Source organism: Tateyamaria sp. GN1-10, assembly GCF_055693845.1.
In genome coordinates this window covers 1619840-1632457 of sequence record NZ_JBVFUR010000004.1, presented here as the reverse complement: position 1 = coordinate 1632457, position 12618 = coordinate 1619840, and the positions used below count along the sequence as shown (strand labels likewise).

Below are 12618 nucleotides of genomic sequence, written 5' to 3'. Positions count from 1 at the left end.
GCGCCATGCACAGAAGTTTTGATATCGCCGTGTTTCAAGGGGATGGCATTGGCCCCGAGATCATGGCCCCCACGGTTGAACTGTTGGGAAGCTTGGCAGCGGGGTCTGGCTATGGCCTGAACTGGATCGACCTGCCTGCGGGGGCTGCGCATTATGCCAAGACGGGAGAGAGCCTGCCGCCCGCCTCAATGGAAGGGGCGCGAGCGGCCGACGCAATTCTGCTGTCGGCCATGGGACTGCCCAGCATCCGTTACCCGGACGGGACCGAAATTGCGCCGCAGATTGATCTGCGCAAGGCGTTGACCCTGTTCGCCGGCGTGCGTCCCGTCACGATCCGGCCCGGGCAGCCAACCCCTTTGGCGACGGACAAGCCCGTGGATTTTGTCCTTATCCGTGAAAGCACCGAGGGGCTGTTTTATACGCAAGGCCGCGGCGAGGTTGAGGCCGACGAGGCACGCGAGACCCTGCGCATCACGCGAGAGATTTCAGAGCCCCTGTTCCGCTTTGCCTTTGATATGGCCCATGCCCGCAAGGCGTCCGGGCAAGGGCCGGGCAAGGTGACCTGCGTGGACAAGGCCAACGTCTTCCGTGCCTTTGCCTTCTTCCGCGAGATGTTCGATGCCGAGGCGGCAAATCACCCCAACATTGAAGCCGATCACGCCTATGTCGATGCCACCGCCTTGTGGATGGTCGAGCGTCCGTGGTCCTTTGATGTCATGGTGACCGAGAACATGTTTGGCGACATCCTGTCCGATCTGGGGGCTGGTCTGATGGGCGGTCTTGGTTTGGCCCCGTCCGCCGACATCGGGGCACACCACGCGGTGTTCCAGCCGTGCCATGGCTCAGCCCCCGACATTGCGGGCCAGGGTGTCGCAAACCCGATGGCAATGATCCTGTCGGGCGCGATGATGCTGGAATGGCTGGCCAGTCGGCATGACATGCCAGCGATGGCAGAAGATGCCAGGCGTTTGCGCGATGCGGTCGATGCCGTTGTGTCCGAGGGACGCGTACTGACCCGTGATCTGGGCGGAAGTGCCGGGACAGCGGAGGTCGCCGCTGCTGTAAAAGGAGCGTTGGCATGATCCGCGTGGCCTGCGTCGGCGCAGGCTATTTCAGCCAGTTTCACTATGGCAGCTGGACCCGCATGGATGGTGTCGCGTTGGTCGGGGCGTGCGATCTGGATATTGAAAAGGCGCGCGCCACCGGCGCGCCTGCCTTTGACAATCTGGGCGAGATGCTGACGGAGGCAGCACCCGATCTGCTGGACATCATCCTGCCCCCGCCCGCCCATGCCGCCACCATTCGGGCGGCCCTGACGGCAGGGATCAAATGGATCATCTGCCAAAAACCGTTCTGCATGGATATCGATGAGGCGCGGTGCATCGTTGCGGAGGCAGAGGCAGCAGGCGCGCGATTGGTTGTGCACGAGAATTTCCGGTTTCAGCCATGGTATCGGGCGATCAAGGCTGAACTTGAAGCCGGGTCGATTGGGGAGGTGCTGAACGCGACATTCCGTTTACGCCCCGGCGACGGACAAGGGCCAGAGGCCTATCTGGACCGTCAGCCTTATTTCCAGCAGATGCCCCGGTTTCTGGTCCATGAAACGGCGGTGCATTGGGTGGACACCTTTGCCTATCTCTTTGGCCCCGCCAGCGCCGTCTATGCCGATCTGCGCCGCATCAATCCCGTGATCGCGGGCGAAGATGCGGGCCACGTGATCTTTGACCATGGGCCGGTGCGGGCGCTGTTTGATGGGAACCGGCATCTGGACCACGTGGCCGACAACCTGCGCCGGACCATGGGCGAGGCGTTGATCGAGGGGACACAGGGCATACTTGCATTGCACGGTGATGGATCTGTCACGCGGCGCGCCTTTGGCTTGTCAGAGGTCGAAACGATCCTCGGCCCCGACGCATGGGACGGGTTTGGCGGCGATTGCGTGCACGCGCTGCAATCCCATGTGATCCGCGCAATGACAGAAGGCACGTCGCTTGAGAACACGGCCCGCGAGTACCTGCGGGTCATTGCGGTGAAGGATGCAATCTATGCTTCGGCCAAGGAGGGTCGAAAGGTCACTTTAGAAGAGGTGGAGTAATGGGGGCCATGAGCAATGTGGAACGGGCCGTATCGGCCCTGCGCCAGATGATCTTCGCCGGAGAGTTGCCGCCCGGGTCTGACCATCTTGAGAGCGAGCTGGCCGAACAGCTGGGTATGTCCCGCACGCCCGTGCGCGAGGCCGCGTTGATGTTGCAGGCGCAGGGTTTGGTCGAGATGCGCCCGCGCCGGGGCATCCGTATCAGTCCGGTGTCCGCCACCGACATGGCCGAGATTTATGACATTCTAACGGAATTGGAGAGCCTTGCCGCCGCCCGCGCCGCAGAGACGCAGTATTCCAAGTCGGACCTTGCCACACTGGCCACGGCCATCCGCGATATGGATGCCGCACTGGCGGCGGATGACCTGCGGGCCTGGGCCGAAGCGGATGACCGGTTCCACCGCGAGCTTGTCCGCCTGGGCCGCAATGCGCGACTAAGCATGGTGGTGTCCGTGATGCGCGATCAGGTGCGGCGCGCCCGTGCCACCACCCTGTTCATGCGCCCCAAACCCAAACAATCGAACGAGGATCACCGAATCGTCTATCAGGCGATCGCGCGCGGGGATGCGAAGACAGCGCATGACACGCACCATGCCCACCGGCAGGCGGCGCGCGATATGCTGGTGGCGCTTCTCGAGAAGCACCAGTTTCACGGGTTGTAAGTTACGACGTGTGCAGCCGGGTCAACTCTTCCGCGCCACGACGTAGGGCCGGCAGGAAGTCGATCAGGTCCACAAGGCTGCGGCGCTGAATCGGCGCGTGGGCCGACAGGGTGGCCAGCAGTTTCCCCTGCCCATCCCAGATCGGGACCGCGACGGCGGCCATGCCGGACATGAATTCCTCATTGTCCGTGGAATATCCGCGCATGCGTGTCGTTTCCAACTCAGCCTTGATGCTGTCCATGTCGACCAGCGTGCCATCGGTATGCGCCTCGAGCGGACGCGTCGTGAGAACTGTCCGCAGGATGTGGGGGCGCAGGGTCGACAAGTACATCTTGCCCGATGCCGTGCAATGGAACGGCACCTGCGTGCCGATGGGCAACTGAATGCGCAGGGGCCATTCGGTTTCGACCCGGTCGAGATAGGTCATCCCCTCGCGGTCAGCGGTGGCAAGATTGCAGGTCTCACCCACCTCCTCCGCCACGCTGCGCAGGATGGTCAGGCGCGCCGTGCGCAGATGCTCGGATGACATGGTGCTGACGGCCAAGGCCCGCAGACGCGGGCCCGGACCATAGCTGCGCCCGTCAAGGTCGCGCTGCAGGAACCCCTCGGCCTCAGCCGTCTGCAGCAACCGGTGCACGGTGGGTTTCGGCAGACCCAATGCATCGATCAGGTCTGTCGGTTTGACGGCCACCCCACGCTTGGCGACTTCCTCCATCACCATCAGCAGGCGCAGATTGGTGGGGATTTGGTGGTCCTTGCGGGGGCGGTGATCGTCAGGCATGGCTCTACGGCGTTATCTTTCTGGCAGTAGGAACAGCGCGAGCTCAGGTGTCAACGACACGATGATCCACACTGAAATCAGGGCGAAGAGATAGGGCACCGTATACCGCAGCAAGCGGAAGTAGGGAACGCCTGTTACGCCTGACGCCACGTAGAGGTTCAGACCATAGGGCGGTGTCACAAAGCCGATGGATGCACCGACAAGGAAGATCACGGCAAAGTGGACCGGATCGACGCCCACGCTCGCCGCAATCGGCGCAAGGATCGGCGCAAGAATGATCGTCACCGGCAAGGATTCCAGCACCATGCCGCAGATGAACACGATGCCCATCGCCGTAAACAGAATCGGGTAGTAGCCACCCATCGACGTCACAAAGTCGCCAATGACCTGCTGTGCGCCCAAAAGGGACAGGATCTGCTGCATCACAACAGAGATGGCGATCAGCGGCGCAAGAATGCCGGTGATCTGCGCCGAGCGCATCGTAATGCTCGGGATTTGCGGAATGGTGAACCCTTCGACGACCAGCATCGACAGGGCCGATTTCTCGGACCAGTCCTTGGTCTGATCCATGCGGAACACCTTGGATACAACCCAGCTGACCAGGCCCGCAATGATCCCGAAGCCGACGGTCACACCCGCCGCCTCGGTGGGCGAGAACTTACCGGTATAGATGCCCCAGAGCACAAGACCGATGGCGAAGAAGCCAAGCCATGCGCCAAGAGCGGTCTTGAACACCCGGAATGGGCTAAGCGCGATCAGGTAGCCCCACCCGTTGCGCCAGCAGATGATGAAACAGGCCAGCATCATGCCGCCCACCATCAGGGCACCGGGAATGATACCCGCGACAAACAGGTCCGAGATCGGCAGGTTCATGAGGAAGCCGTAGACGATGAAGATAATCGACGGCGGGATGATGATCCCCACCGTACCGCCCGCCGCCGCCGTGGCGGCCGAGAAGCGTTCGTCATATCCGCCCTTGACCATTTCCGGATGCAGCATCGAACCGATGGTGGCCGTGGTGGCCGAGTTCGAGCCCGAGATCGCAGCAAACAGGCCACACGCGCCAAGGGACGCCATGGCAAGACCGCCACGGATCCAGCCGAGGCAGGCATAGGCAAAGTCGGACAGGCGCCGCGCGATGCCGGAGCGGTTGATCAAGTCACCGGTCAGGATAAAGAGCGGCATGGCCAGAAGGGCGAAACCGTCGGTGAATACGTCCTGCAGGGCTGCACCCATGTTCAGAAGCTGCAGCTCAAGGACGAACGACATGCCGATCACCCAATAGGCGATGACAAGGAACACCGGCACGCCCATCATGAACAGGATGGTCACCGCGATGGAAATCAGGGTGATGAGTGTTGGATCGCTCATGCGTCACCTCCGATCACTGCGGCTTCAATCATTTCGTTGCCGTCGCGGTATTTCTTGAGATCAGCGGCGAGGTTTTCCATCACGCGTGCAGTCAAGAGGATGAATGCGATCGGCACGGTGCCAAGGAACCACCACTGCATCACGTTATCCGTGCCCAGCATGATGGCGAAGTTGGCGGCGGCACGCACAGTTTCCTGCGCGGTTGTCACGACCACGATCCAGGCGAAACCGAACCAGAGGATGGCGTCGAGAACCAGCAGGGCCATCTGTACTCCGCGTGGCGCGGCCTTGCGAAACTCGGCAAATGCGAGGTGTGTGCGCAGCTTGACGTTATAGCTGCATCCGACCCACGTCATGATGAGGAACAGGAACGGCGGCAGGGTCGTCGACCAAGCCGGTTGACCGCTCAGATAGAACCGCTGCACCACGCCCGCAAAGATGATGTAGCCGATCGCCAAATAGGCAACGACCATTACGGCAGGTTCGAAGTGGCGTTCGATGAATGGGACAGCACGGTAGAGCATCGCAACCAAAGCGCCGCCCACGAAGGTGGCGATGAAGCCCAGTGGCCACATCCCGGCATTGCCGCGCAGCGCGGTCTGCAACTCGAATGAGTCGCCTGTCATCAGGGCGGAGATGATTTCTCCCATGCCCGCAATCAAGTCCATGCTGCACCTCCCTCGTGCCTGGCAAATCCGTTCCGGCATCTTGTCGCGTCAGGATACGGAAATCCATGCCGGTGTTACGCGACATGGATAGCTGCTTGGGCGATATACGCCCAAGCCATTGATTTTGTGAGAAATCCGTTTCCGGATTAACCGCGCCACCAGCGGCGGGGTTCGACGTTCTCGGCCAGGGTATGCGGGTTCTGGCGAACACCGTCGTAGATTTCCTGGTATGTGTCGATGCCACCGGCCCAGCCATTGATCCGCTCGCGCCACTGCTCCCACAGCTGCGGTTGGAACTCGGGCGAGCACTGCTCTTCCGCTTTCTTGATCTCTGCGTCGGACAGTGCGGCGACACGCACGTTGTTCTGGGCAAAGATGGTGTCCGGACCCTGGTGCGGGTGCGAGAAACCAACAGTGTTGACCAGCGCGGCTTCGTTTGCGGCCTGGACGTGCACCTGTGTCAGGTAGGACGATTCCATGACAGCATCCTGCAGCTCACCGCCAAGACCGTCGAAGGTTTGTGCGTTCATCGCGGTGTGTTCCGTACCGCAGAAGAAGCGCAGGTCCACACATTGGCTGACCACCGGCGACATGTTGGCGTAGGCCACGGCCGATGCCCAAGTTTCGGCACCGTCGATCAGGCCCTGCTTCAGACCATCAAGGGTTTCTTCCCAAGCGACCGGCACAGGGTTCAGACCCAGCGCGTCCATCGCGATACGGCCAAGCTGTGTGCCCGTGACGCGGTTCTTGGTGCCGCGCAGAACGTCGATGTTGTCGACCGTGGGCTTGTCTTCCCACGACAGACCCAACTGGATGCCGCGCAGTTCAGCGTGCGTGAACAGGAACTTCAGGCCGTGGCGCTTTTCGAACGGGTCGCGCAGGATGCGCTGGCTGTCCGGGCTGTACATGAAGTGGTACTGGTCGGCCCGGCTGCGGAACATGTACGCATAGTCGAGCACGTTCAGATAGGGCGCACCACCGGCCGAGTTCTGGGTCGAGGCGGCATAGATGTCGACGATGCCCTGTTGCGCTTTCTCAACGCAGGACAGCTGACCACAGATCTGGTTGTTGCCGATGAACTCAACGCGAATCTCACCATCGGTGCGCTCTTCGAGATCGCGCGCGAATTCGAGACAACCGGCGCGCTCGATCAGCAGGTTCTGCTGGTTGAAGCCGGCTGCACCGAATTTCAGTGTGTGCTTGGGCTCTTTCGAGAACCGTTTGTCGTATGTTGATTCCGCGGCGGCCGCCAGATTGGCAACACTCATCGCACCGCCAAAGCTACCCGCTGCAAGCAGCGTGGAGCTGAGGCCGTAACGACCAGCCACACGGAACAGATCGCGGCGCGAAATGCCCGCGAGGTTTTTCCCAAGTTTCATGCAATCCTCCCTGATACACATTATTGAGACGTTTTATCTCAGAAAAGGCTAGCGCAGCTTGAACAATCTGCCTAGTCTTTTTTGACTTTAAGTAAGGGAGGGGTCGTTTTGGAAGCCGATTATGTCATCGTGGGTGCCGGAAGTGCCGGCTGCGTGATCGCAGAATCGTCTCAGCGCGGACCCAAACACCAAGGTTGTGCTGCTTGAAGCGGGCGGCCGGGATTGGAACCCGTGGATTCATATTCCGGTCGGGTATTTCAAAACCATTCACAACCCAAACGTGGACTGGTGCTACAAGACCGAGCCCGATCCGGGCCTGAACGGTCGCTCTATCGAATGGCCCCGCGGCAAGGTGCTGGGCGGGTCGTCGTCCCTCAACGGATTGCTCTATGTCCGGGGACAACCGCAGGACTATGACCGCTGGGCACAGATGGGCAATCGCGGCTGGGCGTGGGATGATGTCCTGCCCCTGTTCAAGCGATCCGAGAAGAACGAGCGCGGCGCTGACGACTTCCACGGCGATCAGGGCAACCTGTCGGTTTCCAACATGCGCATCCAGCGCCCGATCACCGATGCGTGGGTCGCTGCGGCCCAGTCAGCGGGCTACAAATTTAACCCCGACTACAACGGCGCTGATCAGGAAGGTGTTGGATTCTTTCAATTAACTGCGCGCAACGGACGGCGCTGTTCGTCTGCCGTGGCGTTCCTGAACCCGGTCCGCAGCCGCGAGAACCTCAACATCGTGACCCATGCTCAGGTCGAGAAAATCGAGCTGGACGGAACCAAGGCGACCGGTGTGTCCTACCGTGACCGCAGCGGTGCGTGGCAGACTGTCAAAGCCCGCAAAGAGGTCATCCTGTCGGGCGGTTCCATCAACTCTCCGCAGCTTTTGATGCTCTCCGGAATTGGGGAAGCGGCACAGTTGCAAGAACACGGGATCGACGTGGTTGTCGACCTGCCGGGCGTCGGTAAAAACATGCAGGATCACCTGCAGGCGCGGCTGGTCTACAAGTGCAACGAACCCACCCTGAATGACGAGGTGTCGAGCCTGTTCGGACAGGCCAAGATCGGCCTCAAATACCTGATGTTCCGGGCCGGTCCGATGACCATGGCGGCAAGCCTTGCCACCGGCTTTATGAAGACCCGGGACGACCTCGAGACCCCCGACATTCAGTTCCACGTCCAGCCCCTTTCTGCGGAAAATCCCGGCAAGGGTGCTGACCCATTCTCGGCCTTTACGATGTCCGTTTGCCAGTTGCGGCCCAGAATCGAAGGGCGAGATTCGGTTGGTCAGCAAGGATGGGCGCACCTATCCGAAGATCATTCCGAACTACCTCAGCACCGAAACGGACTGCCGGACAGTGGTTGAAGGGGTTAATATTGCGCGGCGCATTGCCCGCCATGCCCCTCTGACATCCAAGATTTCGGAAGAATACCGCCCACATGCGGACCTGCCGATGGATGATTACGATGCCACGCTGGACTGGGCGCGCAGCAATACTGCGTCAATCTATCACCCAACCGGGACCTGCAAAATGGGTCAGGACAAGGCGGCGGTGGTCGATGAACAGTTGCGTGTACGCGGGATTACAGGCCTGCGCGTGGCCGATTGTTCGATCATGCCTGAGATTGTCAGCGGCAACACCAACGCCCCCGCCATCATGATCGGTGAAAAGGCATCGGATCTGATCCTCGGAACTGCCTAACTGCTGCGCCACATCGGCTCTGGTTCATGCAACGTCTGCAATTGATCGACCGGCACACCTGACACCCGGTCGATCAACAGACGCGCCAGTTCGCGGCCAGTGGCCACCAGGTCTTCGGTTACCGTATCAATCTGCGGGTAAAGCGTTGGCAGAATCGGCGTTGTCTGACGACAGATAAGATCATAGTCGCGGCCCAGCACCTGCCCCTGATCGGCCAGCCCGCCCATCAACGCCAGTGTGGCCAGTTCATTGTTGCTGATGATCGCGTCAAATGGGTCACTGCGCTGCGCGAGCGTCTGCCCGAACTCCCGGGCTGTGTCGGTGGAAATCAGGATACCCGTTTCGGTCGCGACCTCTCCGGTCATGCCATGCCGGGCCAAAGCCCGGTGAAATCCACCGGTGATCTTGGCAAAATTGGTCGTCGCGTCGTCTTCGGCGACCAGGACAAAGCGTTTGCGCCTACGCTCAATCAACCGCTCGACCGCCATCTCGACATAGCGTTCGGCATGGAAGTCGTGAAAAGCATGGGCCGCGTAGAATTCAGTTCGCCCATGCGACACGAACGGGAAATCGGCATCAATCAGCATCTGCACCCGCGGGTCGCGCGCGCTGGTGTGGGTCAGGATGATGCCGTCAGAAGTCCGATTCTGCAGAACATAGCGCACCGATTCTTCGGGTGTGGCCCCTTGCAGGTCGGGAATAACATTCAAATGGTACTTGGTGCCGGACAAATGCGCCCCGATCCCTTCGATCATCTGGCGTGTGTAGTCGATCGTATTCTTGGCGGGCGACAGTACAAGCGTCAGCACGTTGGTCTGACCCGTACGCAGGCGTACGCCCGCACGGTTGGGCACATAGCCAACCTCGGCAGCCGCAGCTGCAATCTTGTCCCGTGTTTCCTTTTTCAAACGGGACCCGTCGCGCAAAGACAACGACACGGTCGACAGGCTGAGGCCCGTGATCTCGGCGATTGTCTTGAGCGTTGGCGGTTTACGGGTCGGGTCGGCCATGGCCTGCCTTGCGGTTTGGGTCGGTGAACACTGTGATTATCAGAACAGGAGGCGCCATGTCGATCAACACCGAATCGGGTTGCATCGTTGCAATTTTTGCACGCCTTCCTTCGCCGCAGCGCGGCAAAACAATGATATTTATTGGGTTTTTTAAAAATAGTGCGGCAAAAATAATTGTTGCATCGTTGCAATTATCTGCGACCATTTATGGCAGGTTCCGTTCGGATGCTGCGCAGGCGACCGGATCAAAAGACGACAAATGGGAGGACACCACATGTACGCAACCAAAGGTCTGATGGCCCGATTGGCCACCGGCACCGCGTTAAGCCTTGTGCTGGGCGCAAGCGCCGCGATGGCCCAAGACATCCGTTTCTGGACCACAGAGGAACAGCCGGAGCGCCTTGCCAAGCAGCAGGAAATGGCGGCGCAATTCGAAGAAGCCACGGGCAACAGCGTCGAAGTGATCCCGGTCTCGGAGACCGAGCTGGGCACGCGCACCACGGCCGCCTTTGCTGCCGGTGACCTGCCGGACGTCATCTACCACCCGCTTCAGTACGCCCTGCCGTGGGCCGAAGCGGGTATTCTGGACACGGAAGCTGCGACTGATGTGGTGGACGGCTTGGGCCGCGACACATTCGCATCCGGCCCGCTTGCGATGGCAGATTATGATGGCGACATCGCGTCCGTCCCCGTGGATGGCTGGACGCAGATGATCGTCTACCGCGCCGACCTGTTTGCCGAGAAAGGGCTGGAACCGCCCAACACATTTGCGAACGTTCAGGCCGCGCTGGAAGCGCTGCACAACCCGCCGGAGATGTATGGGTTTGTCGCTGCCACCAAGGTGGACGAGAATTTCATGTCCCAAGTGCTGGAGCATGTCTTCCTGGCCAATGGCGTGAGCCCGGTGGGTGATGGCGGTTTCCAGGAACTGGATGCAGCGGCCACCACGGAAGTGTTGGATTTCTACAAGGCGATCACCAAAGCGTCTCCTCCGGGTGAGCTGTATTGGAAGCAATCGCGCGAGATCTATTTTGCTGGCGATGCAGCCATGATCATCTGGTCACCCTTCATTCTGGATGAACTGGCCGGTCTGCGCGACAGTGCCGCCCCTACCATCAACGACGACCCCACGACCAAGGAACTGGCGGCCAAAACCGGCATCGTGACCAACTTTGCAGGTCCGTCGAACCCGGATGGCGCGGCCTGGGGTGATGTACGGTACTTTGGCATTACCAACGATGCGGACACTGAAATCGCTCAGGCCTTTGTCGAGTTCTCGATGAACGACGGCTACATGCAGACGCTGTCCATCGCGGCCGAGGGCAAGTTCCCCGTCCGCACCGGCACCGCAGATGAGCCCGGCAAGTTTTCGGCCGCGTGGTCGGAAATCCCGGTGGGTGTGGACCGCAAGGCGCCCATGAAGGATCTCTATGCCGCCGAGATGCTGGACGAGATCGTGGGTGGTCTGAAAGTCGCCCAGCGCTGGGGCGTCGAAGAAGGGCAGCTCGCGCTGGCGTCCAAGATGATCAACAGCCAGGCGATCAACCGCATCGTGCGTCAGTACATCGATGAAGAGATCGACGCCGCTGCCGCGATTGCGGCGATGAACAGCGAGCTGTCTTCGATCAACTAAGCCCTCCCATAGGCTGCGAGGGGGCGGATCGCCCCGCCCTCTCACCCTGAACCCCTCAGTCCGAGACATCCCATGACGGTCCCTACTCCACCGACCACCCGTGGTGCGCTTGAGCGCCGCGAGGCGCGGCTGGCCTGGTCCCTGCTGCTGCCCACGATCACCATCGTGAGCCTTGTGATCATCCTGCCGCTGCTGGCGATCTTCTGGATCAGCTTCAAACCTGTTGGTCTTGCTGACCTGCGCCCCGTGGCCCCCGTGATCCGCGAAAGCCTGCGCGAGCGATCCGGCGAAATGGTGATCGAGTATCGCGTCCGCAACTCCTCCCAGCAGAAAGAGATTGTGGGGCTGGGATTCACCGACACGCTGCATGACGGTGTGACGCCGGGTGCACTGCCCGAGCAGTGTTCGGTCGAGGGTGGCGCGCTGCGCTGCGACTTTGGCGATGTAGAAGGCGGGTTCAATGAACGCATCCGCATTCCGGTCACATTGGATGGCGATCTCGACGCACTGGAAGAGATTGTCGAAGGGACCGAACCCTCAGGTTATGGTGTCGGCGACAACATCCTGACAAACTCCGAGTTCACGCTTGAGAATTTCGCGCGTATTTTTGACGGAGACGAGTTCTGGTCGGTCCTGTGGGCCACTGTCTTTTACACCGTGTTCGGCACCATCGGCGCGCTGGTCGTCGGGCTGTTTGCGGCACTGTTGTTGAACAAGTCCTTCCGTGGCAAAGGCGTGCTGCGCGGCCTCTACCTGTTTCCTTATGTCTCGCCCATCATTGCCGTGGCTTTCACCTGGGTCACCCTGCTTGATCCGTTCTCGGGCTCGCTGAATGCGTTGCTGATCCAGATGGGTGTCGTTGAAAGCCCCATCAACTTCTTCGGTCAACGCCCGCTTGCCTTGATCATGGTCACGGTGTTCGAGATCTGGCGCTATTTCCCGCTGTCCTTCCTTTTCATCCTTGCGCGGATGCAATCCATCGACACGGATATGTACGAGGCTGCCGATATGGATGGCGCGTCACCCTTCCAGAAGTTCTGGTACCTGTCGCTGCCCATGCTCTTGGGTATCCTGTCGGTCCTGTTCCTGCTGCGCTTCATCTGGACCTTCAACAAGTTCGACGACATTTTCCTGCTGACGGGCGGCAATGCGGGCACGCGGACACTGACGGTGAACGTCTATGAACAAGCCTTCGCCATCTCGAACATTGGTGCCGGTGCGGCTGTGGCTGTGGTGATCTTTGCCACGCTGCTTTTGTTCAGCTTCTTCTTCTTCAAGTACATTTCTCAGGAGGAAGGACTGTGATGTCGGGT

At 60.4% G+C, this 12618-nt stretch carries 11 protein-coding genes and 1 pseudogene; 7 read left to right on the top strand and 5 right to left on the bottom strand.

Annotation, left to right across the window (positions count from 1 at the left end; genetic code table 11):
• The first annotated feature begins 5 nt into the window (after positions 1-5).
• The 3 genes from ACZ1HN_RS09845 to ACZ1HN_RS09835 are packed head-to-tail and all read left to right on the top strand — an operon-like array spanning position 6 to position 2757.
• Positions 6-1082: an isocitrate/isopropylmalate dehydrogenase family protein gene (locus ACZ1HN_RS09845; RefSeq protein WP_472727357.1), complete on the top strand. Its 1077-nt coding sequence runs from the start codon at positions 6-8 to the stop codon at positions 1080-1082.
• Positions 1079-2095: a Gfo/Idh/MocA family protein gene (locus ACZ1HN_RS09840; protein WP_472727356.1), complete on the top strand. Its 1017-nt coding sequence runs from the start codon at positions 1079-1081 to the stop codon at positions 2093-2095. Before ACZ1HN_RS09845 ends, ACZ1HN_RS09840 begins: the two co-directional genes overlap by 4 nt.
• A gap of 8 nt (positions 2096-2103) precedes the next feature.
• Positions 2104-2757: a GntR family transcriptional regulator gene (locus tag ACZ1HN_RS09835; RefSeq protein ID WP_299210158.1), complete on the top strand. Its 654-nt coding sequence runs from the start codon at positions 2104-2106 to the stop codon at positions 2755-2757.
• Between the two features lies 1 nt (position 2758).
• Here ACZ1HN_RS09835 and ACZ1HN_RS09830 read toward each other — a convergent pair whose 3' ends face one another.
• The 4 genes from ACZ1HN_RS09830 to ACZ1HN_RS09815 all read right to left on the bottom strand — a co-directional run bounded on the left by ACZ1HN_RS09830 (position 2759) and on the right by ACZ1HN_RS09815 (position 6956).
• Complete coding sequence (locus ACZ1HN_RS09830) at positions 2759-3538, bottom strand: IclR family transcriptional regulator (RefSeq protein WP_472727355.1); 780 nt, start codon at positions 3536-3538, stop codon at positions 2759-2761.
• Between the two features lie 12 nt (positions 3539-3550).
• Positions 3551-4909: a TRAP transporter large permease gene (locus tag ACZ1HN_RS09825; RefSeq protein WP_299210162.1), complete on the bottom strand. Its 1359-nt coding sequence runs from the start codon at positions 4907-4909 to the stop codon at positions 3551-3553.
• A complete protein-coding gene (locus tag ACZ1HN_RS09820) occupies positions 4906-5577 on the bottom strand; it encodes a TRAP transporter small permease (RefSeq protein WP_299772938.1) in 672 nt (223 codons plus the stop codon). The genes ACZ1HN_RS09825 and ACZ1HN_RS09820 overlap by 4 nt, the downstream gene beginning before the upstream one ends.
• Positions 5578-5723: 146 nt before the next feature.
• Positions 5724-6956 (bottom strand): TRAP transporter substrate-binding protein, encoded by a 1233-nt coding sequence (locus ACZ1HN_RS09815; RefSeq protein WP_299210166.1) that lies wholly within the window; start codon positions 6954-6956, stop codon positions 5724-5726.
• A 108-nt stretch (positions 6957-7064) separates the two neighbouring features.
• Between ACZ1HN_RS09815 and ACZ1HN_RS09810 the strand changes: the two are divergent.
• A pseudogene (locus tag ACZ1HN_RS09810) lies at positions 7065-8662 on the top strand (GMC family oxidoreductase).
• Here ACZ1HN_RS09810 and ACZ1HN_RS09805 read toward each other — a convergent pair.
• Positions 8659-9672: a LacI family transcriptional regulator gene (locus tag ACZ1HN_RS09805; RefSeq protein WP_472727354.1), complete on the bottom strand. Its 1014-nt coding sequence runs from the start codon at positions 9670-9672 to the stop codon at positions 8659-8661. The pseudogene ACZ1HN_RS09810 and the gene ACZ1HN_RS09805 sit on opposite strands and share 4 nt — an antisense overlap.
• Before the next feature lie 56 nt (positions 9673-9728).
• Here ACZ1HN_RS09805 and ACZ1HN_RS09800 point away from each other — a divergent pair, with 56 nt between their 5' ends.
• From ACZ1HN_RS09800 to ACZ1HN_RS09790, 3 genes are all read left to right on the top strand, one after another.
• Entirely contained in the window at positions 9729-9968 is a 240-nt protein-coding gene (locus tag ACZ1HN_RS09800) for a hypothetical protein (protein WP_472727353.1), read from the top strand.
• Entirely contained in the window at positions 9947-11305 is a 1359-nt protein-coding gene (locus tag ACZ1HN_RS09795; protein ID WP_472727352.1) for an ABC transporter substrate-binding protein, read from the top strand. The genes ACZ1HN_RS09800 and ACZ1HN_RS09795 overlap by 22 nt, the downstream gene beginning before the upstream one ends.
• 72 nt (positions 11306-11377) lie before the next feature.
• Positions 11378-12610 carry a carbohydrate ABC transporter permease gene (locus ACZ1HN_RS09790; protein ID WP_472727351.1) on the top strand — a complete coding sequence of 411 codons (1233 nt, stop codon included), beginning with the start codon at positions 11378-11380 and terminating at the stop codon, positions 12608-12610.
• Positions 12611-12618 lie beyond the last annotated feature (8 nt).

Coding starts and splice junctions, on each gene's coding strand:
- ACZ1HN_RS09845 (WP_472727357.1), top strand. CDS start 6: ATGCACAGAAGTTTTGATATCGCCGTGTTTCAAGGGGATGGCATTGGC.
- ACZ1HN_RS09840 (WP_472727356.1), top strand. CDS start 1,079: ATGATCCGCGTGGCCTGCGTCGGCGCAGGCTATTTCAGCCAGTTTCAC.
- ACZ1HN_RS09835 (WP_299210158.1), top strand. CDS start 2,104: ATGAGCAATGTGGAACGGGCCGTATCGGCCCTGCGCCAGATGATCTTC.
- ACZ1HN_RS09830 (WP_472727355.1), bottom strand. CDS start 3,538: ATGCCTGACGATCACCGCCCCCGCAAGGACCACCAAATCCCCACCAAT.
- ACZ1HN_RS09825 (WP_299210162.1), bottom strand. CDS start 4,909: ATGAGCGATCCAACACTCATCACCCTGATTTCCATCGCGGTGACCATC.
- ACZ1HN_RS09820 (WP_299772938.1), bottom strand. CDS start 5,577: ATGGACTTGATTGCGGGCATGGGAGAAATCATCTCCGCCCTGATGACA.
- ACZ1HN_RS09815 (WP_299210166.1), bottom strand. CDS start 6,956: ATGAAACTTGGGAAAAACCTCGCGGGCATTTCGCGCCGCGATCTGTTC.
- ACZ1HN_RS09805 (WP_472727354.1), bottom strand. CDS start 9,672: ATGGCCGACCCGACCCGTAAACCGCCAACGCTCAAGACAATCGCCGAG.
- ACZ1HN_RS09800 (WP_472727353.1), top strand. CDS start 9,729: ATGTCGATCAACACCGAATCGGGTTGCATCGTTGCAATTTTTGCACGC.
- ACZ1HN_RS09795 (WP_472727352.1), top strand. CDS start 9,947: ATGTACGCAACCAAAGGTCTGATGGCCCGATTGGCCACCGGCACCGCG.
- ACZ1HN_RS09790 (WP_472727351.1), top strand. CDS start 11,378: ATGACGGTCCCTACTCCACCGACCACCCGTGGTGCGCTTGAGCGCCGC.